Here is a 25,977-nt window from a genome sequence, read left to right on the forward strand (position 1 = left end):
GATTGACTGGTTCCGATCGGCACCTGACGAGGAGTTTCGGGATGATGTACCTGCGCCGCCTGATCGGACTGTCGCTGCCGTTCACCGCCGCCTGCGTCGCGGCACCGCCTGCCGCCGCGGTGCGTGTCGAAATCGACGCGTTGCTTGCGGCACTCAGCGATTCCGGCTGCCGCTTCGACCGCAACGGCGACTGGCATGAGGCCGCCGAGGCACGCGCCCATCTGCAACGCAAGCTCGACCATCTGCTCAAGCGCGACGCGATCGGGACGGCCGAGGAATTCATCGAGCGCGCCGCGAGCCGCAGCAGCATCAGCGGCGACGCATATCAGGTGAAATGTGGCGGTGACGCGCCGGTCGCGAGCAGGGACTGGTTGTCGGGGAGACTGGCTGAGCTGCGCAAGGCCCACGACTGAACGCATCGCCTGGCCGGACCTGCGAATGCGCGTGTCCCCACAGGGAGCGGAACGCGCATCAGCAGAGTGTCGGTCTACCTGTTCGGCAGCGGATTCGGCAAACTCGCGCTTCAGCAGACTCTTCTGGTACCTCGTCAGAGGCAATGCCATGCACACGCGCAAATACCGCGACCGGATCATGACCGACGGCAAGATGATGCCGCCGCCCGCCCCGGCGAGCATTGCGCGGCGGCGCCTGCGCCCTCGGCCCGCCGTATTTGGCCTTACGCTGCCCGTCGACGTAACGCGACTGGGGCGCAACCACAGCGCCTATGACATCCCCGCATTCGTCCAGCGGGGCTATTACGTCGATATCACGTTCGCATGCAAGGACTGCGGAATCGCAGGTGTCTGGGCCACGGGCCGACAGAAGTGGTGGTACGAAATCGCCAAAGGCGACATGTGGACAACCGCGACACGCTGTCCGCGCTGCCGCCGTCTCGAACGCGAGCGTGTCGCGGCGGCGCGTCTCGCACACGCCGAAGGCGAACGCAGCAATGCATCGCTCGATGCCGTTGCCGAACGCTGGCTACACGTCGATCCGAGCGCGACACGGCGGCCGGGCAGGAAACGGCCGGGCTAGACATTGCGGTACGGTTCGCCGGCATTCGATCGTCCGCGGCACAAGTCATCTTGGATGACCTCAGATTGTCTCGGAGTCCTCCTCAGCGCGCTCAGCCTTTGCGGTTTGGGTGCCTGACATTTCGTTCGAGCCGGCCCCGCCCCGGGGCGGCTCAGCTCAGGGGCGTCATGCATCTCATACCGCTACGGCTCCTCAACTTCGTCGCCCAAATACGCGCTTCTGCGGCCGTCGGCAGGGTTTCGCGACTCCGCGCGAATGGCAGGTTGCACGAAGCGCTCGCTGAGGCTCAACGAGGCTTGGCGCTCTTGAGCCCCTCCTATATCGATCGCGCTGCCTTGGCCGGCGCTTCGTTGGCAACCCTGGTCGTTGACGTCGAGCGCCTTGCTGAAGAGTTGTCCGTTGCTGGCGCCCCATCCGATGACCTACGGGATTCCATTGCTTTCCTGAAGAGTCTCAAGGGCGACCCTGACCCGCGGCTCGCATCATGCCTCGCAGTGATCCCCTGGCTTGAAGCGCGGTACCGTCTTAAGTCGCCCACCGCATAACCCGGCGTTCACGCGGACCACCGAGGAACTCAGGACGATCACACGAGAAATCTGCCGCGCCGACGCATGCGGACCCGCGGACGTGCAGGCACTCTTGCGTTCTTCCGAAACTGCGATTGCGGATATGCGGCGATTGACCCAGGGTTGCCCGGCTGACCGCGCAGCCGCCCCTAGCGCCCAGCACCGGACACGAGGTCCGGTGCAGGCAGCGCGTTTACAGAAACATCCCACCCGAAGCCTCGATACGCTGCGCATTGATCCAGGCATTGTCAGCCGACAGCAGCGAGGCGATGACGCCGCCGATGTCGTCGGGCTGGCCGACGCGGCCGAGCGCGGTCTGCGCGGCGATGAAACGGTTCAGGTCGGCGTCGTCGCGCAGGCGGCCGCCGCCGAAGTCGGTCTCGATCGCGCCGGGCGCGACCACGTTGGCGGCAATGCCGCGCGGGCCGAGTTCCTTGGCCAGGTAGCGCGTCAGTACTTCGATCGCACCTTTCATCGCAGCGTAGGCGGAATAGCCCGGGATCGAGAAGCGCGTCAGGCCGGTGGACAGGTTCACGATGCGGCCACCGTCGGCGATCAGCGGCAGCAGGGCCTGGGTCAGGAAAAACACGCCCTTGAACTGGACGTTCATGAGCTCGTCGAACTGTGCTTCGTTGATCTGGGCGAACGGTGCGTTGATGCCGATGCCGGCGTTGTTGACGAGAAAATCGAAGGTGTCGCGCTGCCAGATGCGTTGCAGTTCGCTGCGCAGCGCGTCGGCGAAGGCGGCGAAGTTGCGGCTGTCGGCAACGTCCAGCGCGAGCGCGACGGCGCGGCCGCCCTGGGCCTGGATGTCGGCGACGACGGCATCGGCCTCCTCGCGACGGGTGCGCCAGGTCAGCACGACGTCGACGCCGTGCGCGGCGAGCCTGAGCGCGGTACTGCGGCCAAGGCCGCGGCTGCCACCGGTAACGAGTGCGATCTTGCGGGTCATGGACTGCTCCTGTCGGGATGGGCGGCACCGGGAGCGGCGCCGTGGCGACAGTGTCATTGAGTCGGAATGCGGCATAAATCCGCCGGCTCCGTTTAGACTGTTCGGAAATTACGAACGACGGCGACGCCATGGATCTGCTCGATGCCACCCGGACTTTCCTGCGCGTCGCCGAACTCGCGAGCTTCACCCAGGCCGCCGACCGGCTCGGTGTGCCCAAGGCCAGCGTCTCGACGGCGGTGCAGCAGCTCGAGAACCATCTCGGCACGCGGCTGCTGCACCGGACCACGCGCCGGGTGCAGCTGACCCAGGACGGCCAGGCCTACTACGAACGCGCGCTGGACCTGCTCGCCGACGCCGACGAACTGCAGAGCATGTTCCAGCTCGGCGACGCCGCGTATACGGGGCGCCTGCGCGTGGACATGTCGATCGGCATGGCGCGCCACCTCGTCGTGCCGCGGCTGGCGGAATTCCTCGCCGCGCATCCGGGCATCACCCTGGAACTCGGCAGCACCGACCGGCGCGTCGACCTCGTGCGCGAAGGCTTCGACTGCGTGCTGCGCGTCGGTACATTGGCGGATTCGAGCCTCGTGGCGCGTCCTCTCGGCCGTTTCCGCGTGCTGACCGTCGCGAGCCCGGCCTACCTCGAGCGCCACGGCGTGCCGCAATCCCCCGAGGATCTGGACACCCATCGTCTGGTCGGCTACGCCCCGGTGCTCGGCGCGCGACCCGAGGATTTCGAATACATCGACCGCGACGGCACGCTGCGCACGCGCGCGGTGCCGTTCGCGCTCGTGGTCAACAATTCGGAGGCGTACCAGGCGGCCTGCCTCGCCGGACTTGGTCTGATCCAGGCGCCGGACAGTGGACTGCGCGCGCCGGTCGACGACGGCCGCCTGATCGAAGTGCTGCCCGGGTTTCGTGCAGAACCGATGCCGGTATCGCTGCTGTACGCGAACCGGCGTCATCTGCCAAAGCGCGTGCAGGCATTCATGCGTTGGCTAGAAGAAGTGCTGCGGCCGCACCTGATCTGAGCGGCACGGGCCCCGAGCCTCACCTGGTCAGAGCCTCACCAGATCAGGGACGCAACTGGTCTGAAATGCACCGCGCGGCGATTCAGGCCGCGGCGCTTTCCACCCGGTCGCGCCCGCCGCGCTTGGCCGCGTACAGCGCCGCGTCGGCGCGGCGCAGCAGGTCATCGAGGCTGCGGTCCGGCTCGCGCCGCAGGGCCAGGCCGATGGAAACCGTGATCGTCAGCACTTCGTCGCCGTGGCGGAACGGGTGTGCGCGCACGGCCTGGCGCAACTGCTCGGCGACGACGCGGGCCTGGGCCTCGCTGTCCAGCGCGAGCACCGCAACGAACTCCTCGCCGCCGTGCCGTGCGAGCAGATGGCGTTCGCCACACACGCCCTGCAGGCATTGCGCGACATGCACCAGCGCGAGATCGCCGGCGTCGTGGCCAAGCCGGTCGTTGATCGTCTTGAAATGGTCGATGTCGAGCAGGGCGATCGCGAACGCGCGGCCATCGCGTGCGGCCTGCTGCAACCGCTCGGCGCCGGCGGCGGCGAGCGTGCGCCGGTTGGCCAGGCCGGTCAGGTAATCCGTCGATGCCGCTCGCTCCCATTGCCGCCGGATGCGGTCGGAACACAGCAGCAGGAAGCCCGTCGTGCCGATCACCGGCAGCACCGACGCGAGAATCGGCGTGATCACATTCATCCAGCTGCGCCCATCCATGATGTTGCTTGCGGCGTGCGGGGACAGGACGAAATAGACGCCGCGCACGAGCATGAACACCGCGAGCACACCGAAGATGCCCGCTAGCACGCGCGCACTCAGCACCGGCTCGCGGCGCGTCGCCGCGAGCACCGTCCACGCCGCACCGATCAGCATCACCGCCCAGGCCAGCGACGCGATGACGATGCGAGCGACCAGATCGGGCTGCGGGCCCGCAAACCACCAGATGCCGAACGTCCCGAGCAGGGCGGGCAGCAGAAGAAGAACATTCTCGCGCTGGCCGTAGAACTGCCGCATGGCACGCCAGCAACCGGCAATCCCGAGCATGATCATGCCGTTTGCCAGCGGCAGGCCGAACGCGGGCGGCAGGAAGGACTGTACGGCGAGCAGGATGCAGCCGCAGGCCTGCAGCAAGGTGCCGACGCGCCAGCTGATCGCGCTCGGACGCACGTCCTGCGGCAGATCGCGGTGAATAAGGCCCAGCACGCCGCCGTTGAGCAGCATCATCAGCGCGACGATAAAGAAGGCGGTCAGCGGATCCATGCGGGCCGAGTGTAAGGCGTTGCCGGTTCGCCGGCGCAGCGCAGGCGGCGACAATGCGCCGGGGAAGAAAAAGCGCCGCGACGCCTCAGGAACGTCGCGGCGCCGCCGCGGTCGGCACGATCAGGGGCGAGTGGTTCGCCGCCGTGCATGCCGGCACGGCACACTCAGTGTTCCACGCCACTGCCTCGGTAGTCGGCTGCCGCCTCAGTGCGTGCTGCTGAACTGCAGCCCGGTCGTGTCATAGCCAAGCGCGCGGGCGCGGTCGACCAGCTGCTCACGCTGTTCGGAATCGACGTTCTGTGCGCGCGTCAGCACCCACAGGTACTGGCGATTCTTGCCGCCGACGATGCTCCACTGGTAGTCGTCATCCAGCGCCACGACGCGATATTCCGCGTGAGTGAACGGCAGCCAGCGCAGCCCTATCGGCATGAACGTCACCTGGAGCAGGCCGGGTTGCGCAGGGTCGGCGACTTCCGCCTTGCCCGTGGCCGACGCGGTCGTCCCGTTTTCCCGCAGACAGCTGTTGACCACCGTGACTGAACCATCCGGCTGCGGCGTATAGGTCGCAGACACGCTGCGATGGCATTGGCGCTGGAACCGGTTCGGAAGGCGTGCCTGCTCGTACCACGTGCCGGCGTAGCGGTTCAGATCGACCGCGGGGACCGTCGCCACGTCGTCGGTGCCTTCCGTAGGCGCCAAGCCGGCAAGCGAGAGCACCGCAATGCCGGCGATCTTGGTCAGAGGCGAGAGATCCATGACGACGGACTCAGGCGACGTCGCGCAGGGCCAGTCGACGCGTCGCGTCTCCGGCACGCTGGATCGACAGCACATGCTGCTTCAGGGCCGCGCGTACGCGCATGTCGGGATAGATCGCAAACAGCGCTTCGACACGCTGCAGCAGCGTCGCATCCAGTGCGTGCAGCTCGCTGGCCGAGGCCTGCGGGCGGCTCCCGTCGAACATGCCGGCGACCTCGGCGAATTCGGACACGGCGCGCGACGGCTGCGATGAAAGCGCATCGACGGCCTGCGACTGCTGGGCCGCCGGGGCGGCCGTGTAGAGCGACTGCAGCAACGCGGCATGGGCTTCCGACGAGAAGGCGAACGCGTCACGGATTTCACGATCGACCACGGAACGCGAAGCCTGCAGGTAGAACTCGCGCGCATCGTTCAGATGCTTCAGCGTTTCCTGCAGCAGCTGCGGCGCGTCGGTGCGGCGGAAGTTCGGTCGAGTGGCGTTCATGGCGATTCCTGCGGTGAGAGACACGACAGAACACCATCAGGCTCCGTGCCAGCCGCTCACTCAGCTCGAATTCCCTTGTTGATCAACGGACTGGGCCATCGCCGGACGAAACGGCGAGGTCACAATGCAAGGCGCACGCGAGGGCGCGATGCAGCCTGCACGCTTGTCCTCCGAACCGCCGCGGCGGCGCGCGCGTGAATGCGCCGAGCCGGCGCTGCTGACTCGACGACGCCTGCGCGCACCGGCGCGCAGGCGTCGAGCCCATGTCGCAGACCTCAGCCGTCGAGTTCGGCCCAGCGCGCGTAGGCTTTGTCGAGCTCCGCCTGCGTTTCGGCGATACGCTGGTTTGCCGCCACGATGGCATTCGGCGGCTGTTGAAAAAACGCTGCGTCGTTCATCGCCGCGGTCTGTTGCGCGATCGCGGTTTCCAGCTGTTCGATGCGTGCCGGCAGCAGTTCCAGCTCGCGCTGGTCCTTGAAGCTGAGCTTGCGCTTCGGCGGCGGTGCCGCTTCGGCCGCCGCGGCCGCGGACTTGGCCGGGGTCAGTCCAGCCTTGCCGGCGCGCGACGTCGGCCGCTGGCGCACCCAGTCGCTGTAGCCGCCGACGAACTCGGCGATGCGACCCTCGCCTTCCAGCACCATCGTGCTGGTCACCACGTTGTCGATGAAGGCACGGTCGTGCGAGACCAGCAGCAACGTGCCGGAGTAGTCGGCCAGCAGATCCTCGAGCAGTTCCAGCGTTTCCACGTCGAGGTCATTGGTCGGTTCGTCCATGATCAGCAGGTTCGATGGCTTGGCGAACAGTTTTGCCAGCAACAGACGATTGCGTTCGCCGCCCGACAGCGCCGTGATCGGCGCGCGCGCGCGATCGGGCGTGAACAGGAAATCCTGCAGGTAGCCGACGATGTGCTTGCGCGAGCCGTTCAATTCGATGAATTCGCGCCCTTCGGACACGTTGTCCAGCGCGTTGAGATCGTCGCGCAGCTGCAGCCGGTGCTGGTCGAAGTAGGCGATCTCGAGATTGGTGCCGAGCTGGATCTCGCCGCGGTCCGGCGCAAGTTGGCCGAGCAGCAGGTTGATCAGCGTAGTTTTGCCCGAACCATTCGGACCGATGATGCCGATGCGGTCGCCGCGCTGTATCGCGGTGGAGAAATTGACCACCATCGGCCGGCGATCGAACGCGAAATAGACGTCCTTCGCCTCGACCACGCGCTTGCCCGAGCGCGCCGCGTCGGCCAGCTCCATGCGCGCATTGCCGCCGAGTTCGCGCCGCTGCGCGCGTTCCGAACGCATCAGCTTGAGGCGCTTGACGCGGCCTTCGTCGCGCACGCGCCGGGCCTTGATGCCCTGGCGGATCCAGACTTCCTCCTGCGCCAGCAACTTGTCGAAGCGCGCGTTTTCCTGCGATTCGGCATGCAGGCGCTCCTCGCGCCGGCGCAGGTAGTTGTCGTAGTCGCCGGGCCAGCTGGTCAGCTTGCCGCGGTCGATCTCGACGATGCGTGTGGCCAGCGCGCGCAGGAAGCTGCGGTCATGGGTCACGAACACGATGCTGCCGCGGAACTGGCGCAGGAACTCTTCCATCCAGGCGATGGATTCGATGTCGAGATGGTTGGTCGGCTCGTCGAGCAGCAGCACATCGGGGGCCTGCACCAGGGCCTGCGCCAGCAGCACGCGGCGCTTCATGCCACCGGACAGCGCGGCGAAGTCGTCGTCTTCGGGCAGGTCCAGGCGCTGCAGCACGTCGCCTACACGGCGGTCGAGATCCCAGCCGTGCACGCTTTCGATGCGCGACTGCACCTCGGACATGGCATCGGTATTGCCCGGCACGTCCAGGTGATGGCTCAGGTGGTGGAACTGGGCGAGCCAGGTGCCGAGCTGGCCCAGCCCCTGGGCGACGACCTCGAACACCGTGCCGCTCGTGTTCTGCGGAACCTCCTGCGCCAGCCGCGCGATGCGCGTGCCGCCTTCGACCTGGACCGCGCCATCGTCGGGCTTGATCTCGCCGGCGATGAGTTTCATGAGGGTGGATTTGCCGGCGCCGTTGCGGCCGACGATGCAGACGCGCTCGTTGGCGTCCAGCGCGAACTCGACCTGTTCGAGCAGCAGGGGGCCGCCGACGCTGTAGTCGAGCTGGCGAAGTTGAAGCAGGGGCATTGCGGATACCGCGCGATTCCGGGGGGCGCGAAGGATACCGCGCGACGCCGCGGTTTCCGCGGATTCCGGATTGCATGCGGCGTCTGCCGCCGCGGACTGGTGACTTTCTGCCGTCGCGGACCGCTACCCCGCTGATAGGCCTGGCAGGCGTTGCGCGCTTGCGACAGGCGAGCGTCCTGCCGCGGCCGGTGCATGGACGCCATGCGGCAGCGAAGTTATAACGTGACACAGGTCACGGACCCGCCCCGGGGACAGGGCATCCGTGCGCAGGGCCGGCACCTCGTAGCGTGGCGGCAATCGCGTTCTTGGGGAGATCGACGTGCGACCGATCAGCGCCATCCGCGCCAGCGTCCTGCTGGCCTCCGTGTTCGTCACTCTGCTGTGCGGCATTGCCAGCGCCGATACGCCGGCCTATACCGTCGAGGCCGCGAACGTGTCGCGCAGCGACCGCGGGCCGGCAACCGTACCGGACAAGACCGGATTCAACGCCGCGCTGAACCGGGGTTCGGCCGCGCCCCAGGCCTGGACGTCGAGCCAGTACCCGATCGAGGTCGAACCCAACGGCACCTTCGCGACGGCCACGCCCCTGAGCGGCGCGGCCAGTGCGCGCGAAGGCAATATCTACGTGAATGGCGACATCGACTTCTGGTCGTTCACGGCTGCCGCCGGCGACCGCGTCTACGCGGCGACGATGACGAGCCTGAGTGGCAATGCCTCGGTGGATTCGACGCTGCAGCTGATCGGCACCGACGGCACCACGGTGATCGAGACAGACACGGATGATGGCACCTTCGGCGCGACCTCCTCGACCATCGCCGGCGCCACACTGCCCGCGGCCGGTACCTACTACCTGCGCGTGAGTCACGCCGTGGCCACGAGCCAGTTGCGGCCGTACCGCCTGTTCTTCCAGTTGCGCAGCGGCACGCCGACCGCTGAAACCGAACCGAACGACACCTTCCCGGGCCAGGCGCTTCCCGCGGGTGGCTGGGTTAGCGGCAACACCTCGGCGACGACCGACGCGGATTTCTATTCGCTCAACCTCAACGCGGGCGACACCGTTTTCATCAGCGCCGACCTCGATCCCGAACGCGATACGACGGAATGGAACGCACAGGTCGGCCTGGGCTCCTTCGGTGTCCCGCCGTTGGTGCTGGTCGCCAACGACGCCGGTACCGCGACCCCGGATTCCGAAGCCTTCTTCACGACCGTCAACGCCGCCGGAACCTACGGCGTCTTCGTCGGCGTGCCGACCGGCGGCACGACCTTCGGCACCTATCACCTCAACGTGACGGTGTTCCCGAAGGTCGACGACGGCGTCAACTGCACCACGTACACCTCGACCAACGTGCCGGTCACGATCGCCGACGGCCCGAGCATCCAGACCTCGACACTGACCATCCCGGGCAATCCGCGCATCGAGGACCTCGATGTCGAGATCAACCTCACCCACAACTTCATGGCCGACCTCGACGTGCAGCTGACGGCACCGGGCGGCAACACGGTTGGCCTGTTCAGCGACATCGGTTCAGTCACTGTCGGCGCGCAGACAACGATGAACACCACGTTTGATGACGAGGCGGCCATCCCCTCGCTGTTCACCGTCATCAACGGCAACCGCGTCGCGCCGGAACTCAACTACCGCCTCTCGTGGTTCGACGGTCAGCCAGCCGGGGGCACCTGGACGCTGACGATGCGCGACGACGCGACTGGCGACGGCGGCACGCTCAACGGCTGGAGCCTGCGCGTCTGCGAAGTACCGCCTCCACCAGCGTGCGCGCCGGGCTTCGAGCCCGTCACCGTGCTGTCCACCGATTTCGAGTCCGGCGCCGCGGGCTTCACCCACAGCGGCACGCTGGATGAGTGGGAACTCGGCAATCCGACCTTCGCCCCCGTGACCGGCTGCAACAGCGGCACGAACTGCTGGAAGACCGACCTCGACAACACCTATGACGCCAGCTCCAACCAGGAACTGCTGTCGCCGGCGATCAATCTGGCTGGGCTGAGCCCGCCGGTCGTTGTCAACTGGGCGCACAAGTACCAGCTAGAAGCTGCGCAGTTCGATACCTTCGCCGTCGAGCTGCGTCCGGTCGGGGTGCCGGCCAGTGCCGTCAACCTGTTCCAGCACCTGGGTGCCGACATGCAGGAAAACGTCGGCAATCCGGCCGTTGTGGTCGCCGAAGCCGCCGGCTGGGGACAGGTCCGCGCGCGCGCCGATGCACTCGCCGGGCAAAACGTCGAATTCGCCGTGCGCATGAACAGCGACACCACGGTGCAGCGCGCCGGTGTGGCGATAGATGACTTCAGCATCACCGCGTGCCGCGTGGCCGAGGCGGATCTGGCGATCACCAAGACCGACGGCGTGACCACGGCGACGCCGGGCGGCTCGGTCACGTACACGATCACCGCGAGCAATGCCGGCCCCGCCACGGCGACCGGCGCCACCGTCGCCGACACCTTCCCAGCGCCGCTGACCTGCACCTGGACCTGCGTCGGCGCTGGCGGCGGCACCTGCACGGCGGCGGGCAGCGGCAACATCAACGACGCAGTCAATCTGCCCAGCGGTGGCAGCGTCACGTATACGGCGAGCTGCGCCATCTCCCCATCCGCAGCCGGCACCTTGACGAACACCGCGACCGTCACGGCACCGGCGAGCGTCACCGATCCGACCCCTGGCAACAACTCGGCGAGCGACAGCGACACGCTGACCCCCAGCGCCGACCTGTCCATCACCAAGACCGATGGCGTGACGACGGCAACGCCGGGCGGCTCGACGACCTACACCATCACCACGAGCAACGCAGGACCAAGCAACGTGGTCAGCGTAAACGTGGACGACACCTTCCCGGCCAGTCTGACCTGTACCTGGACCTGCGCAGGTACGGGCGGCGGCACGTGCACGGCGTCCGGCTCAGGCAACATCCTGACGCCGGTCAATCTGCCCGCGGGTGCCAGCGTAACGCACACGGCGACCTGCGCGATCAGCAGCAGTGCGACGGGCACACTGACGAACACGGCCACCGTGTTCGTTCCTGCCGGCGCGACTGACCCGGCCCCGGGCAACAACACGGCCACGGACACGGACACGCTGACCCCCAGCGCCGACCTTTCCATCACCAAGACCGATGGCGTGACGACGGTATTCCCAGGGAGCTCCACGACCTACACGATCACGACCAGCAACGCCGGGCCGAGCAACGTCACTGGCGCGACCGTGACCGATAACTTCCCGTCGCCCCTGATTTCCTGCGGCTGGACCTGCACGGGTGCGGGTGGCGGAGCCTGTCCCGCGTCGGGCGTCGGCAATATCAACTCGACGGTCAACCTGCCAGCCGGTGGGAGCGTCACGCACAGCGCCACCTGCACGGTTGCTCCCAGCGCATCGATATTCGACCCTATCTCCAATACCGCAACGGTCACGGCACCCGGCGGCGTGAGCGATCCCACACCCGGCAACAACTCAGCGACCGACAGCACCGGCGTGCAGGCCAGCTCCGATCTGATCGTCTCCAAGACCGACAACGCCACTATGGTCGCAGCGGGCGGCACCCTGACCTACCTCATTAACGTGTTCAACGCCGGACCGAGCAACACGACCACGACAATCAGCGACACCTTCCCGGCCGGCTTGACCTGCAACTGGGTCTGCAGCGGCAGTTTGCCTTGCACGCCCGCATCCGGCTCGGGCAGCTTCGCCATTCCGGCCGGCATTGCGACAGACACTAGCGTCATCATCTCGGCTACCTGCAGCGTCAGCAGCGGCCTCGCCCCAGGCACGGTGATTACCAACACCGCGACCGCGCCGAGCTTGCTCGGCGTGGACCCCAATCCCGCCAATAACAGCGCCACCGACACGACGACGGTGATCGCGGCGGGCGACCTCTCGATCACGAAGACCGACGGCGTCGCAACGGTCGTGGCCGGCGGTTCGACGACCTATACCATCGTCGCGCGCAATGGCGGCCCGTCCTCCGCAACCGGCGCCACCGTTGCCGACACCTTCCCCGCGGCACTCACTTGCACCTGGACCTGCTCCGGCACGGGCGGCGCCACGTGCACCGCGGCGGGCAGCGGCAACATCAGCGACACCGTGAACCTGCCCGGCGGCGGCATCGCCACCTACACCGCGGCCTGCAGTGTCAGCGGAACGGCCAGCGGCAGCATCGTGAACACCGCGACGGTAACCGCACCGGCCAGCTTTACCGATCCGAATCCGGCCAACAACAGCGCCACCGACACCGACGGCGTCGGCAGCGCGGCGGATCTGTCGATCACCAAGACCGACGGCGTCAGCAACGTTACGCCGGGCGGCAGTACGACGTACACGATCGTCGCCAGCAACGCCGGTCCGAGCACGGCCAGCGGCGTCAGCGTCACCGACACCTTCCCTGCGGGGCTGACCTGCACCTGGAGCTGCACCGCCGCTGGTGGTGGATCGTGTACAGCTGCGGGCGCGGGGAACATCGCCGACGTCATCATCCTGCCCACGGGCGGCAGCGCGACGTATACGGCGGTCTGCGCGATCGCGACGAGTGTCAGCGGCACCCTGGCCAATACGGCGACGGTGTCGTCCGCCGTCACCGATCCGGATCCGGCCAACAACAGCGCCACGGATACGGACACGGTCGATCCGTCCGCCGACCTGACCATCAGCAAGACCGACGGCGTCGCGGCCGTCGCTCCGGGCGGCACGCTGAGCTACGTGATCGTGGTCGGTAACGATGGCCCGAGCCCGGTCACCGCCGCGACGGTGAGCGACACCTTCCCGGCGAACTGCGTCAGCGTGACCTGGACCTGCGCCAGCACCGGCGGCGGCACCTGTCCGGCGAGCGGCAGCGGCAACATCGCGGCGAGCGTGGACTTGCCGGCCGCGGCGACCGCGACGTTCACGGCGCTGTGCAGCGTCGACGCGGCGAGCCTCAACGGTGTCGTCATCAGCAACACCGCCAGCATCACGGCACCGGGCGGCGTGATCGAACTCGACCCGGCCGACAACAGCGCTACCGACACGACCACCGTCAACGCGACCGGCGCGATCGTGACTGCGACCAAGACCGTCTCGGGCAGCCAGGCCCAGGGCCGCGATGTGAGCTACACCATCGTGCTGACGAACAGCGGCACGGCGCAGAACGACAATCCGGGCGACGAGTTCGCCGACCTGCTGCCGCCGCAGCTGACCCTCGTGTCGGCCACGGCCAGCAGCGGCACCGCACTCGCGAACGTGGGTACGAACAGCGTGACCTGGAATGGCGCGATCGCGGCCGGCGGCAGCGTGACGATCACGATCGCCGCACAGGTCTCGATCAGCGCGACCGGCTCGGTCAGCAACCAGGGCACGGTGAACTACGACGGCGATGCCGACGGCACCAACGAAAGCACCAGCCTCACCGACGATCCTTCCGTCAGCGGTGCGGGCAATGCCACCGTGTTCGGCATCCAGCTCATCGTGCCGGTACCGGGCCTGACCCTGCCGGGCCTGCTGCTGCTCGCGCTGGGCCTGTGGTTCATCGCGGCGCGCACACGGCGCGTCATGCGCCGGTAGGCGCATCGGCAAGAGCGCTACCGCCGCCGTACGCAGTTGCGTACGGCGGCGGTTTCCGCAGTACGGCGGATATCGTCGTAAGCACGGGACTTTCTTCATTTACCGCCGCGGTCGCGGCCGGGTAAGGTCGGTGCTGGTTCCGACTCAAGACACCGACATGACCGTTTCGCTGCGCAGGTTCGCCGCCGTAACGCTGAGCATCGCCTGCTTTGCCGCTGTAGCCGCCGAGCGCACGCCCGACGCGCTCGAGGGACTGCAGCGCAAGGACGGATTCTTCGAAGTCTGGAGCGACCCGGCCAAGGGCCGCGTGCTGCTCGGGCTCGAGCGCCTCGACACGCCGCTACTGCTCGTGACCTCGCTGCCGCACGGCCTGGGTTCCAACGACGTGGGCCTGGATCGTGGACAACCCGGCGCGGTGCGCGAAGTGGAATTCCGCCGCGCCGGACCGCGCGTGCTGCTGGTCGAGCGCAACACGCGCTATCAGGCCAGCGCACAGAACACAGCGGAACGCGCCAGCGCGCACGAGGCGTTTGCCGAATCCGTGCTCTGGGCCGGCGATGCGCTGCAGTCCACACGCAGCGAACGCGTGCTGGTCGATTTCTCCTCGTTCCTGCTGTCGGACCGCCACGGCGTCGCCGAACGTCTCGACCAGGCCAAACAGGGCAAGTACGGCATCGACGAGAAGCGCAGCGCGGTGCTGCTCGACGAAGCGCGCAGCTTTCCGGACAACACCGAACTCGAAGCGCTGCTGACGTTCCAGGGCGCCGGCGAAGGCGAGTTCGTGCGCCAGGTCAGCATGGACCCGACCGCGCTGAGCCTGCGCCAACATCTGAGCCTCGTACGCCTGCCACCCGAGGGATTTCGCCCGCGCCGCTACCACCCGGCCTCGGGTGGCTTCAGCCAGGGCGTGATCGATTTCTCGCAGCCGCTCGCGGCCAGCCTCGACGTGCGCGTGCAGCCGCGCTTCCGTCTGGAAAAGACCGATCCCACCGCCGCATCGAGCCCGGTGAAAAAGCCCATCGTGTTCTACCTCGATCCGGGCACGCCCGAACCGGTGCGCTCGGCCCTGCTCGACGGCGCGAACTGGTGGAAGCGCGCGTTCGAGCAGGCCGGCTATCAGGATGCCTTCCGTGCCGAGCTGCTGCCCGAAGGCGTGGATGCGATGGACATCCGCTACAACACCATCCTGTGGGTGCATCGTGCGACGCGCGGCTGGTCCTACGGCGCAGCACTGACCGATCCGCGCACCGGCGAGATCATCAAGGGCGCCGTCACGCTGGGCTCGCAGCGCGTGCGCCAGGACATCCTCATCGCCGAAGCATTGCTCGCGCCCTACGCGCGCCACGACGGCGCACCGCTGGCACAGCGGGCTCAGGACATGGCGCTCGCGCGCCTGCGCCAGCTCGCGGCACACGAGGTCGGCCATGCGCTCGGCTTCGCGCACAACTTCGCCGCTAGCCGCGACGACAGCGGCAACGGCTCGGTACTCGACTATCCGCATCCGATGCTGGAGCTGATCGACGGCCAGGGACATCTCGCGCTGCAGAATGCCTATGGCGACCGCATCGGCGCCTGGGACGAATTCCTCGTCAAGCATGCCTACGGCGAATTTCCCGCGGAACAGGAAGACGCCGCGCTGGCCGAGTTGCGACGCAAGGCGGCCGCGGCCGGCCTCCACTACGTCAGCGACGCCGACGCGCGCAGCCCGGGCGCGGCGCATCCGGACGGCCTGCTGTGGGACTACGGCCCCTCGTCGCTGCAGACCTTCGACCAGTTGCTGAAGCTGCGCCGCCGCGCGCTCGAACGCTTCGACCGCGGCGTACTGCCGCCGGAGCGGCAGCTCGGCGAGTACGAGGCGCGCCTTGTACCCATTTACCTTTTGCATCGCTACCAGACCGAAGCGGTCGCGCGCCTGCTCGGCGGCGCCAGCTACCGCTACGGCCTGGCCGGCGATACGACGCCCGGCGCGGCACCCGTCGTCGCCGCCGACCAGCGTGCTGCGCTCGAACGCCTGCTGCGCACCCTGAGCGCGACCGAGCTGACCCTGCCGGCCAACGTGCTCGATCTGCTGACCCCGCCCGGCAACGACTACGAACGCACGCGCGAATACTTCGCCACGCGCAGCGGACCCGTGTTCGATCCGCTGGCCGCCGCGGCAGCAGCCAGCGCGCAGACGCTGCAGTTCCTGTTCGATCCGGCGCGCCTGAACCGCTTGGCCTGGCAGCGCGCGCGCGATGCGACCCAGCCCGGTGTCGCCGACGTGCTCAGCGGCGCATTCCGCGCGACGTGGCAGCGCGATACCGCGGCCGACACGCTGCCGGCCGCCGCCGCCGTGCAGCTCAGCGCGAACTGGACCACGCTCGACGCAGCGCTGAACCTGCTCGAGACCGGCCAGCTGCACGCCCAGGTCGACGCCGACGTGCGTGCCGAACTCAAGCGCTGGCAGCAGTGGCTGGCACAGAACACCGCCGCTGCAGGCACCGCCGCGAGCCGGCGCGAAGCGGCGGCTCTGATCGGCCGCTATCTCGCCGATCCGAAGTCGGTGAAGCTACGGCCACTGCCGCCGATTCCGCCGGGGGCGCCGATCTGAATCGAAATAACAGGCGGCCGTGAGCGAAACCCTGCAACATCGAGATCATGTCCGCCGCGAAAATCCGATAGGGTCATCAGACCGCGTAAACGCGGCCAACTGAACGACGATTGCTTGCGTACGTCACGCATCGTGGTTCACGCTCCATGCAACAGGAGATCGCCATGAAAAAGCTGCCGCCGCGCCTGCACCGCACTGTACCGTTCATGTCGGCGATGGCGTCCTTGCTGTTTGCGGCCGCGGCCAGCGCGGGCCAGGGCGACCTATCGATACGCATCGACGACGATCTCACCCACGCAACACCGGGCCGGCCGATCACCTATTCGGTGACGACACACAACGCCGGGCCGGATGCGGTCGAGGGCCTGCTGATCGCGGCGACAGTGCCGGCCGCATCGTGTACCTGGACTTGCGGCAGCGCAGCCGGGCAATGCCAGACCACGCCGGCACTCGGCGCGAACCTGCCCGCCGGCGCCGAGTCGCGCCATGTGGCGACCTGCACCGTCCCGGCCAGCGCGACGGGCAGCTGGACCGCACACGCAGCCCTGCAGCCACCCGACGACTTTACCGATCTCGATTCGACCAATGACGAGTCCAGTGACACAACGCAGATCACGCCGCGCGGCATACTCACCGTCGCACTCAGCGACGGCCTGAGCCATCTGACTGCCGGCGATCCTATTGCCTATGCGTTGAGCGTCAGCAACGCCGGGCCCGATGCGATCGACGGCGCACACGTCGCGGCGGTAATTCCGCCGCAATACACGGATTGCACCTGGACCTGCAGCGGCACCGGCGGCGCGACGTGTGCAGGCTCCGGCAGCGGCACTATCGCGGACAGCACGGCTTATCTGCCAGCGAACCACAGCGTGAACTATGTTCTTAGCTGCACAGTTGCACATGGCCCAACCGGACTCGCGACGACCCGCGCAACGGTGCGGCCGCCACTCGGCAGCGTGAACATCAATCCGGTACCCGGCGCCGGCAGCGAATACAGCGACAGCAACAGCGTCGTTACCGGACCCATCACCGACACTGCGATCGAACTCGTAGCCCCGGCCCGGATCGAGAACCCCGGGGGCAACTGGGATGTGTCCTACGGCATTTCCGTGATCAATCGGGGCGCCACCGCTGCACCAGTGCTGCTTTCCGGAGACTTCGGAATGACCGTCCAATGGGTGTGCGAGACGCCGAATTGTCCGATAGCGAGCGGATCGGGAACGTTACTACGGCAGAACGTCGTCCTGCCTCCTCGCTCCCGTTTGGAGCTCACGGCGGGCGGCGTCGGATTCGGCTACGGCCTCTTCGGCGTAACCGCATCCGTGACGGCACCGCCGAATGATCCGGCGCCAGAAAACAACAGCGCCGCGGCTTGGACACAGGTACCCCTCTCCCCTCCACCGCCGCCGCCAGGCGATGGCAGCATCGCGGCGATTTCACTGCCACCGCCGCGAGTGGCGCTCGGCGACGCCGTGTACTACCGGTTCCGCCTGAACGCACCCACCCAGGCAGACTTCTACGCGACGATCGTCCTCCCACCTTATGTGGACGAGGCCGTACCAACGTGCGTCAACACGACCGGCAGTGTCACCTGCACGGTCTTCAGCCCTTCTCCGCTACTGACCGAGGGGAAGTTCACCTACATGTATCACATCAAGGTGATTGCCGGCGGAACCGCAGACATTGCCCTGAACGCTCGCATCAGCCGGCGGCCCTTCGCTGACTATTGGAGCGAGGCGCTGAGAGTTACTGGCAGCACGAACATTCTTTTTGACATGAATCCGATCGACAACAGCGTCAATGTCGATACCGCGCTATCACTGTTCCGCGGCTCGTTCGATGTCCCATAGCGCCGTCCACGACACCACACTCCAGCCTGCATACTTCAGAGCAATTGCGGAGTTGACGAATGCCAGCGGCCGGGTGATGGCGATCGCCCTACCACAGGAGGATTGAGCCGCGGCGGCAATGGTCAGTGTGAACTCGACGCTGACACGGCATGACCGGCGAACCGCGCGATCAGACCTACGCAGACAAAGTACGAGGTGTCGTACAAGTCGTCGGCGAAAAAAAGAACGCGCTGTCGCAAATCCCGTGAATGGGCATCCGGTGTCGTTACCTCGCCAGGGTGCGGGGCGGAGCCTCTATCGTTCGCGCAACTTCCCTAACGCGAAAACTTCCACGACACCATGCGCCCGTCCCGGTACGGCATCACGCCGTGGAACGGACGCGGGTCGTCATCGAACACGAGCGGCAGGAACTCGCGGTCGCCTTCCCACATCGGCAGCTCGTGCAGACGGTCGATATCCACCCACTCCAGCGCGCCTTCGGCGTTGCTTTCGAGCGGTATGCCCTCGTAGCACGTGATCACGAACACGAAGCCGAGCCAGTCTTCGCAGTGCTTGCCGAAGCCAGGCCAGCTGATCGTGCCGCGGAAGGTCAGCGCGGTGCAGTCGATGCCGGCTTCCTCGTGGATTTCGCGGCGCATGCCGGCGAGCACGTCCTCGTCGGGTTCGATCTTGCCGCCAAGGCCGTTGTATTTGCCGAGTTGGTGATCGTCCGCGCGCGCGTTGCGGTGGACCATGAGCACGCGGCGTGCGTCGGCGGACAGCACATAGCCCAGCGTGGCGACTATCGGTGTGTAGGGCATGGGTGGTCACAGATCAGAAGTTGATAACGACAAGAATCACGAAACATGGCTCTGGCGCCGGATCAGGTACAGGCCGCTGGCGACGATGATGGCGGCGCCGAGCAGGGTGACCGCGTCGGGAAAGGTGCGCCAGAGCAGCCAGTCCAGGCCCAGCGCCCAGATCAGCGCGGTGTATTCCAGCGGCGCGACGAGCGACGCGGGCGTGTCGCGGAAGGCTTCGGTGACGGCGTACTGGCCGATCGCGCCGCTGGCGCCGACACCGGCGAGCAGCCAGGCATCCGCGCCGCGCACGCTGCGCCATTCGGGCCAGGCCAGCAGCGTCGCGAACACGCTGAGCAGGGTCAGCATCCAGAACACCATCGCCTGCGTCGTATCGGTCTTTCCCAGCAGACGCACGCTGATGGCGCTGATCGCGTAGGCCAGCGCCGCGCCGAGCACGGCCAGTCCGCTCAGCGACAGCATGCCCTGCCCCGTCGGCCGCAGGATCACGACGGTGCCGAACAGACCGACGCCGATCGCGCACCAGCGGCGCCAGCCGACATGCTCGCCAAGCAAGGGCACCGCCAGCGCCGTGATCAGCAGCGGCGCGACGAAGAACAGGGCATAGGCTTCGGCGAGCGGCAATTGCTTGAGCGCGAACGCGAAGGCCGCGAGCATCGCCACCGCCAGCACGCCACGCAGCAGGTGCAGCGGCCAGCGCACCTGGATCAGCTGTCGCGGCCCACCGGCCAGCAGCACCCAGACGACGATGAACGGCCACGACGCCAGCCCGCGCAGTGCCGCGACCTGGGTCGCCGGATAGTGCGCCGCCAGCAGCTTCATGCCGGTATCCATGAGCGCGAAGGTGGCGACGGCGGCGAGCATGCACAGGATGCCGCGCAGGTGGGAAGTCATCGGAACGCTTCGTGGGGAGCGCGCCAGTATAGGCGATCGTCGGCGTGACGCAGGCGAACAAAACGGTGCTCCGCCGCGGCACTCCGACGTCCTTCCGCAACTCGTCCTTCTGCACGGCTCCATCATCATGACGCGCTGAGTGACGACACGACCGGCGTCAGCGCGCACAGGCAGACGGCGACGCCGTTCAACGTGTCCATAACGTCCGCACAGGCATGCTCGCCGGCCGTATCCCCTGCGAGAACGCCATGAACCTTCGTCCTGTCGCGCTGCTGCTGTGTGCCGTGCTCGCGGGCTGCGCGACGACACGCGTGTCGCGCGAGCCGGAATCACCGGGCCTGGCGGCCGATGCGGACAATCGCTACGAGGCGATCGCCGGACGCGAGCCGGCCGTGATCGATCCGCTGCGCGCAGCGCCCGCCGCAACGGCGGAAATGCTACCGGGCAAGGCGCTCGCGACCGACCAGGAAGCGCTGACGCCGCAGGCCTATGTACTGCTCGGCATCAGCCATCACCGGCAGGACGACGAACGCGCACGCGCGTGGATCACCGAGCAGGGCCAGTTGCTCGGCGCCGACAAGATCCGCTGGTATGCGCAGGCCGACGCAGGCGGACTCAGTGCCGCCTATTTCGTGCGCGTGCGCCTGGTATTCGGCGCGACGTTCCGCGATCTCAACGCGCAGGAGCGCAAGTCCTTCCCGGCCGGCGGCGTACGTCTGGGCGACGTGGTTGGCGAAAGCCCGGCCTCGCGCGCCAATCTGCGCCCGGGCGACATCATCACCGCGCTCGGCGACTCAGCGGTGAAAGATCGTGCGAATTTTCAATCGCTGCTGCGTGAAAACATGGGGCGTACGGTCGAACTCAATCTCGCCCGCGGCACCGAAACGGTGCAGCGCAAGGTCCAGCTCGGCCGAACCTTTGCCGGGACGCAGCCGCAGTAGACGCAGTCGGGTGCCCGACGCTCGCGGCCTCCACCGCGCCGGGCAGGCTGCACGAAACCCGTGCGGCAATCGGCGTTCTGCCTGAAAAAGCCGCGTTCGCCTCGAACAAATTCGCCGCATCGCCAGTGACTTAGGCCTTGCGGCGCAGCTGGCACAAAAACTGTTGTGACTGGCTCGACTATCACAGAGGAGTCGGGTCATGGCGCGTAAGACAACGTCGAACGGAACGGTGGCCACGAAGGCCGCTACGAGCAAGTCGCCCACCGCACGAAAGACCACGCGAACCAAGGCCGCCGCCGCTACCGGTGCGGTCGCAAAGAAGTCCACCGAGATCAAGGCGCGGCGCGCGGGCACGATGTCCGAAACCGCGAAGAAGCTGCGCTCTGCCAAGGTACTGGTGCCGCTGGCGGTGGCCGTCGGCGTCGGTCTGGCCGCCGTACGCAAGGTGCTCTCGAATTCGAGCGCCGACAAGAAGGTCTTGCCGCGCATCGCCAAGGAAGTGTCCCCACGCTTCAGCGAAGCGGTCCATGCGCTGGCCGAGCTCGGGCGCGAGCTGCGCGCCAAGATCCGCTGAGAGATCTGCCATGAAGACACTACTAGCCATCATCCTGTGCTGCGGCACCGCCGCCGCGTCAGCCCAGACCGGATCGTCGGACGGCTTGCGTCAGGTCGAATACCCCAGCCCGCGCGGCAATCTCGTCGTGCGCTACGGCCAGCCCGCAGCAGAGCCAGCTGAGGCCAGGCCGGCGTTTGCCCAACTAGACCGCAACGGCAACGGCAGCATCGACGAGAACGAAGCTGTCGCCTATCGCACGCTCGCCAATGATTTCGAGTTCGCCGACAAGAACCGCGACATGCGCATCTCCCCGCGCGAATTCGAGCGCTGGTGAGCGCCGTCCGAAACCACCGCAGGAACTCCGTCATGAAAATCATCAGAACCTGGATCTTGATCGCAGCACTCGCACTGCCGGGCATGGCCGCCGCCGCCAACCGCCACGATGCGGAACTCGCGATGACCGCCGCGCAAAGCGCACTGGACGCGGCCGAACGCGCCGGTGCGGCGCAGTTCGCGATGTCTGACCTCACCACGGCGCGCAGCGGCATGGCTCACGCGCAGGGCCTCGCCAACGACCGCGACTGGACCGACAGCATGCTCGCGTCGGAAAAGACCCGCGCGGACGCCATTCTCGCCGAAGCACGCAGCCGCCAGGCCCGCGCCGAGGCAACTACCGAAGAAGTCGAAGCGGCAGTGCGCACGCTGCGCATCGAACTCGGCCGCGCAGGAGGCTAAGCCATGAAAATTCGCCATCTCGTATTCGCCGTTTCATCCACCCTCCTGCTCGGCGCCTGCGCCAGCACCCCGCGCGGTCCGGCACCGGAAATCGTGCGTCTGCAGTCCGAACTGCAGCGCCTGCACAACGACCAGCGCATCGCCTCGACGGCCCAGGTCGAGCTGAGCAAGGCCGACGATGCGGTCTCGACGCTGGTGCGTGACGGACGCCGGCTCGATCGCGACCTGTTCGACCACGGTGTCTACATCGCCGACCGCCTCGTCAAGACTGCCGAAGCCGAAGGCCTGGCGCGCTTCGCCGAGCAGCATGCCCAGAATCTCGGCCGCGAACGCGAACAACTGCTGTCGGAAGCACGCTCACGCGACCTGGCCATCGCTCGCGCCGACATCTCCGCGGCACGTGCCGATGTCTCGGCGGCAACCGCCGCCGCGCAATCGGCCGAGCAGCGCGCCAACGACGAGCGCATCGCCGCGACCGAAGCGCGCATGGATGCGCAGGCAGCGCGCGCCCAGTTGGCCGAATTGCAGGCCAAGGAAACCCAGCGCGGCATGGTCGTGACGCTCGGTGACGTTCTGTTCGAAACCGACCGCGCCGAACTCAAGCCCGGCGCCGCGCGCAGTCTCGACCAGCTGGCGCTAGCGTTGCGCAGCGACGATCGCGGCAGCGTCGCGATCGAAGGCCATACCGACTCGACCGGTTCGCGCGAGCACAACGTCGACCTCTCGCTGCGCCGTGCGCAGTCGGTACAGAGCTATCTCGTCGGCCACGGCGTCAGCCCGGCGCGCATCACCGTACGTGGCATGGGCCCGGACTTCCCGGTCGCCGACAACGGCAGCACCGGCGGTCGACTGCAGAATCGGCGCGTCGAAGTGATCGTGCAGAACACTGTCGCGATTCGTTAGTTTTCACTGCATCGCAAAAACAAACGGCGCCGGAAAGGGCGCCATTTGTTTTTGCTTTGAACCAACGCGATCAGAACGTACGAAAGTCACCAGCCTTGCTTTTGGAGCCCCCTTGAGTCAAGGGGGTGAAGAGTGATCGCTCAGAACCGCAGGTTCTGATCGCTCTTAGCGCCCTACGGGCCGGATCGGCCAACGCAACGCGTTGGCCAGGGTTGTGGAGATCTGGTGTAAGGCGACGAAGCCGTGGTCTGGAGTCTGGCGACCTCGTTCAGTGACTCAGTGATGCCCGTACGTACCGCCGCCCTTTCCGTCCGGCAGCACCACGCGCACGTTCTGCATCATGCCCTGGTCCTCGTGATCGAGGATGTGGCAATGCAGTACGTATTCGCCGATGTAACGCTCGTAGCGCGTGCGCACGTAGACGTCGAACCCGGCCTTGATCCACAAGGTGTCTTTCCAGGTGCCCTTGAGGCCGTCGTAGGACGTGTCGCCGCTGCCGGGCACACTGACGTCCCTGTTGCCGTTCTTCGTATCGATGACGCGATCGATCTGGAACGGATTCACGTGGATATGGAACGGGTGGCTGCCGCTGATCGAGGTCAGCTTCCATTCCTCCACGCGACCGAGTACCAGCTGGCGCGCTTCTTTCGGGTTGTACGGCGCATTGTCGACCTGGAAGTTCGTGACCTTCTTCGTCGGGTCCGCCGGATCGGGCACCGACACGATGCTGAACTGCATTTCCTGCGCCGGCTTGCCGTCGCGATTGGTCAGCTCGCTGTCCGGAATCGTCGGATGCGGCACGAAGGCGTCGAGGTGCAGGCCATTGGCGAGATCGCTCTTGACCTTGGCCACGACGGAAGGATCCTGCGTCGCGTCGGCCATCGCGCTCAGCGTCTTGATCACGTACGGCTGCGGGTCGCCGGCCACATCGCTTCCACCCTTGCCCACCACGACCTTGCCGAGCAGCTGGCGGCTTTCGGCGGTCCAGCTCACGGAGGAATCGGCCGTCGCGTCGGCGTCGATGACGCAGTAGTCGCCGGCTTGCGGGAACACGACGAGCACGTCGCTGCGATAGCCCGGCTGCAGCACGTTGCTGCTCTTGCGGATGGCCTGAGTGTGGGTCAGTCCGTCGCTCGCAATCTCGAACTGCGGCAACGCGTCGCCGGTGCAGTTTGCGTCGATCCAGCTCTGCTGCTCGGCGACGGCAAGCCGGTCGAACGCCTTGGCATCGCCCTTCATCTTCTTGAATTGCAGATTGACGCTGTTGCGCACGCCGGCGTGCACGACACGCCAGCGCTCGATCGCACCGGCCCTGGCGTCGGTGAAGGTCGGCAGCACCTGGCCGTTGATGCTGGTATAGCGGCCCGATTCGATCCAGCTGGTCTGACCGAACTGGTCGTCGTAGCGCGTGATCTGGCCGATGTCGCCTTCATCGCAGACCCAGGCGACAACGACCTGCTTGCCGTCCTTCTCGACCGTGCGCGTCTTGATCTTGTCGGTTTCCTTGTCGCGGCAGGCGTACTGCACCTGCTGCAGCTGCACCACGCGTTCGGTGATGCGCTCGCCCTTCTCCACCAGCAGCGTGTCGATGTCGCCGTTATGCTGGTCGGTCGGTCGGCGGTTGCCACGCACGATCAGCGTACCGGCCATGCCGCTGGCGACCTGCAGCGCGGTGGAGCCGTGCATGTGCGGGTGATACCAGAACGTGCCGGACGGATGGTCCGCTGGAATGTTGTACTCGTATTCGAATTGCACGCCCGGCAGCAGCGCGATCAGCACGTTGTCGCTGTTGCCCGAGGGGCTGACCCAGAGGCCGTGCGAATGCAGGTTCGTGCTGTTGAAGCAGTGCGGCGTGTTGATGCTCGGGATGTTCCTGGCGCAGTCGGGTTCTTTCGGCAGCTTGTTGTTGAGCGCGATGCGCACGGTCTCGCCGGGCTGGATCTCGATCAGCGGCGCGACGAACGGAATCTTCGGGTCGGTGCCGGGGCTGCGGTAGGAACGCAGCTTCACGCGGTCGTCCTTGCCGGTGGCCGGATTGAAGATGGTCGACTCGGTGAAGTCGATGTCGAGCGCGAGCTTCGCCTCGTGCGGCGCGACCGCCGGCAGGCGCATGCCGTGCAGGCTCTCTACGCTTTCCGCGGCGCCCTTGCGCACCATCTCCGCCGCGCGCTTGATCTGCGCCGCCACCGGTGGCGCGTCGACGCGATCGGCGGCCTGAGCCGTCACGGCTACCGCCAGCAGCACTGCAGGCAACGCGTAGCGCACCCGCCCACAATTCACCCGCGCAGCACTGCGCTGCGTACCAAACGCACCGGTCGATCTCATCTGGATTTTCCCCTTGAAACGATTCGAATCCGGCGTCCGGCAGATTGCCCGGTGACGCCACCGCTTTCGCTGTTCGACGCTAACACAATCGTGATTTTGCGACAAAAGCTATCAGCGCCCGTTGTCGTCTCCGGAACCGACGCGCGCTATCAGCGCCGGAATTCCTCGTTGAGCACGATCGAGGTCGACACCGACGCGACCTCCTCCTGGCCTGCCAGCCAGTCGCGCAGTGCGTTGAGCGCCGCGATCGAACCGGCGCTCGCGCTCAGGACCAGGTCGACCTCGCCGCCGAGCGAGCAACAGCGCTCCAGTTCCGGTCGATCGCGCAGGCGACGGATCAGGCCGGTTGCCGGCGTCTGACGCAGGCGCAGGCAGAGGTAGGCCTGGATCGACGTCTCCGGCTGCGGCCAGGCCACGTCGGCGCGGTAGCCACGGATCACACCGCTGCTCTCCAGACGCGCGACGCGCTCGCGCACCGAGCTGCGCGCCAGGCCCACGCGCGCCGCGATCGTCTTCAGCGGCAGGCGCGCATTGCGATACAGCAGTTCGAGCAGCAGTCGGTCTTTGGTGTCGATGGCGTGCATGGCGGGTCTACGGCTGAAGTGGCGGCGTCCAGGGCCGAAT

The 25,977-nt window shown here is 66.9% G+C and carries 20 protein-coding genes; 11 read left to right on the forward strand and 9 right to left on the reverse strand.

Annotation, left to right across the window (positions count from 1 at the left end):
- Positions 1–41: 41 nt before the first annotated feature.
- The gene (locus RUU78_RS05450) at positions 42–413 is read left to right on the forward strand and encodes a DUF5329 domain-containing protein (protein ID WP_313914472.1); all 372 of its coding nucleotides are present in this window, start codon (positions 42–44) and stop codon (positions 411–413) included.
- Between the two features lie 148 nt (positions 414–561).
- Positions 562–1,035, forward strand: a complete 474-nt coding sequence (locus RUU78_RS05455; RefSeq protein ID WP_313914474.1) for a zinc-ribbon domain containing protein — start codon at positions 562–564, stop codon at positions 1,033–1,035.
- 759 nt (positions 1,036–1,794) lie between these two features.
- Here RUU78_RS05455 and RUU78_RS05460 read toward each other — a convergent pair.
- Positions 1,795–2,553 (reverse strand): SDR family oxidoreductase, encoded by a 759-nt coding sequence (locus tag RUU78_RS05460; protein WP_313914476.1) that lies wholly within the window; start codon positions 2,551–2,553, stop codon positions 1,795–1,797.
- A 128-nt stretch (positions 2,554–2,681) separates the two neighbouring features.
- Between RUU78_RS05460 and RUU78_RS05465 the strand changes: the two genes are divergently transcribed.
- Positions 2,682–3,584 carry a LysR family transcriptional regulator gene (locus RUU78_RS05465; RefSeq protein ID WP_313914478.1) on the forward strand — a complete coding sequence of 301 codons (903 nt, stop codon included), beginning with the start codon at positions 2,682–2,684 and terminating at the stop codon, positions 3,582–3,584.
- 82 nt (positions 3,585–3,666) lie between these two features.
- Here RUU78_RS05465 and RUU78_RS05470 read toward each other — a convergent pair whose 3' ends face one another.
- The 4 genes from RUU78_RS05470 to RUU78_RS05485 all read right to left on the reverse strand — a co-directional run bounded on the left by RUU78_RS05470 (position 3,667) and on the right by RUU78_RS05485 (position 8,220).
- On the reverse strand, positions 3,667–4,827 hold the full coding sequence (locus RUU78_RS05470) for a GGDEF domain-containing protein (RefSeq protein ID WP_313914480.1): 1,161 nt from the start codon (positions 4,825–4,827) through the stop codon (positions 3,667–3,669).
- Between the two features lie 204 nt (positions 4,828–5,031).
- Positions 5,032–5,583: a lipocalin family protein gene (locus tag RUU78_RS05475; protein WP_313914481.1), complete on the reverse strand. Its 552-nt coding sequence runs from the start codon at positions 5,581–5,583 to the stop codon at positions 5,032–5,034.
- Positions 5,584–5,593: 10 nt separating this feature from the next.
- A complete protein-coding gene (locus tag RUU78_RS05480) occupies positions 5,594–6,067 on the reverse strand; it encodes a hypothetical protein (RefSeq protein ID WP_313914484.1) in 474 nt (157 codons plus the stop codon).
- A 275-nt stretch (positions 6,068–6,342) separates the two neighbouring features.
- Entirely contained in the window at positions 6,343–8,220 is a 1,878-nt protein-coding gene (locus tag RUU78_RS05485; protein WP_313914486.1) for an ATP-binding cassette domain-containing protein, read from the reverse strand.
- A gap of 319 nt (positions 8,221–8,539) precedes the next feature.
- Here RUU78_RS05485 and RUU78_RS05490 point away from each other — a divergent pair, with 319 nt between their 5' ends.
- The 3 genes from RUU78_RS05490 to RUU78_RS05500 all read left to right on the forward strand — a co-directional run bounded on the left by RUU78_RS05490 (position 8,540) and on the right by RUU78_RS05500 (position 18,199).
- Positions 8,540–13,759 carry a proprotein convertase P-domain-containing protein gene (locus tag RUU78_RS05490; protein ID WP_313914488.1) on the forward strand — a complete coding sequence of 1,740 codons (5,220 nt, stop codon included), beginning with the start codon at positions 8,540–8,542 and terminating at the stop codon, positions 13,757–13,759.
- 157 nt (positions 13,760–13,916) lie between these two features.
- Positions 13,917–16,349, forward strand: a complete 2,433-nt coding sequence (locus tag RUU78_RS05495) for a zinc-dependent metalloprotease (protein WP_313914490.1) — start codon at positions 13,917–13,919, stop codon at positions 16,347–16,349.
- A 164-nt stretch (positions 16,350–16,513) separates the two neighbouring features.
- Positions 16,514–18,199, forward strand: coding sequence for a hypothetical protein (locus RUU78_RS05500; protein WP_313914492.1), 1,686 nt, complete (start codon positions 16,514–16,516; stop codon positions 18,197–18,199).
- A 314-nt stretch (positions 18,200–18,513) separates the two neighbouring features.
- Here RUU78_RS05500 and RUU78_RS05505 read toward each other — a convergent pair whose 3' ends face one another.
- Both RUU78_RS05505 and RUU78_RS05510 read right to left on the reverse strand, forming a co-directional pair.
- On the reverse strand, positions 18,514–18,999 hold the full coding sequence (locus RUU78_RS05505; RefSeq protein WP_313914494.1) for an 8-oxo-dGTP diphosphatase: 486 nt from the start codon (positions 18,997–18,999) through the stop codon (positions 18,514–18,516).
- A gap of 36 nt (positions 19,000–19,035) precedes the next feature.
- A complete protein-coding gene (locus RUU78_RS05510; RefSeq protein ID WP_313914495.1) occupies positions 19,036–19,893 on the reverse strand; it encodes a DMT family transporter in 858 nt (285 codons plus the stop codon).
- A gap of 248 nt (positions 19,894–20,141) precedes the next feature.
- On the opposite strand from RUU78_RS05510, the gene RUU78_RS05515 reads away from it, so the two are divergent.
- From RUU78_RS05515 to RUU78_RS05535, 5 genes are all read left to right on the forward strand, one after another.
- Complete coding sequence (locus tag RUU78_RS05515) at positions 20,142–20,834, forward strand: PDZ domain-containing protein (RefSeq protein ID WP_313914496.1); 693 nt, start codon at positions 20,142–20,144, stop codon at positions 20,832–20,834.
- A 199-nt stretch (positions 20,835–21,033) separates the two neighbouring features.
- The gene (locus RUU78_RS05520) at positions 21,034–21,408 is read left to right on the forward strand and encodes a hypothetical protein (protein ID WP_313914498.1); all 375 of its coding nucleotides are present in this window, start codon (positions 21,034–21,036) and stop codon (positions 21,406–21,408) included.
- Between the two features lie 10 nt (positions 21,409–21,418).
- Positions 21,419–21,724 (forward strand): hypothetical protein, encoded by a 306-nt coding sequence (locus tag RUU78_RS05525; RefSeq protein ID WP_313914500.1) that lies wholly within the window; start codon positions 21,419–21,421, stop codon positions 21,722–21,724.
- 32 nt (positions 21,725–21,756) lie between these two features.
- The gene (locus tag RUU78_RS05530) at positions 21,757–22,125 is read left to right on the forward strand and encodes a DUF4398 domain-containing protein (protein ID WP_313914502.1); all 369 of its coding nucleotides are present in this window, start codon (positions 21,757–21,759) and stop codon (positions 22,123–22,125) included.
- A gap of 3 nt (positions 22,126–22,128) precedes the next feature.
- Positions 22,129–23,028 carry an OmpA family protein gene (locus tag RUU78_RS05535; RefSeq protein ID WP_313914504.1) on the forward strand — a complete coding sequence of 300 codons (900 nt, stop codon included), beginning with the start codon at positions 22,129–22,131 and terminating at the stop codon, positions 23,026–23,028.
- Between the two features lie 276 nt (positions 23,029–23,304).
- On the opposite strand, the gene RUU78_RS05540 is transcribed toward RUU78_RS05535, so the two are convergent.
- Both RUU78_RS05540 and RUU78_RS05545 read right to left on the reverse strand, forming a co-directional pair.
- Positions 23,305–25,353 (reverse strand): multicopper oxidase family protein, encoded by a 2,049-nt coding sequence (locus RUU78_RS05540; protein WP_313914506.1) that lies wholly within the window; start codon positions 25,351–25,353, stop codon positions 23,305–23,307.
- A 149-nt stretch (positions 25,354–25,502) separates the two neighbouring features.
- Complete coding sequence (locus RUU78_RS05545; protein WP_313914507.1) at positions 25,503–25,937, reverse strand: Lrp/AsnC family transcriptional regulator; 435 nt, start codon at positions 25,935–25,937, stop codon at positions 25,503–25,505.
- Positions 25,938–25,977 lie beyond the last annotated feature (40 nt).

Source organism: Tahibacter sp. (assembly GCF_032229445.1).
Classification (GTDB): domain Bacteria; phylum Pseudomonadota; class Gammaproteobacteria; order Xanthomonadales; family Rhodanobacteraceae; genus Tahibacter.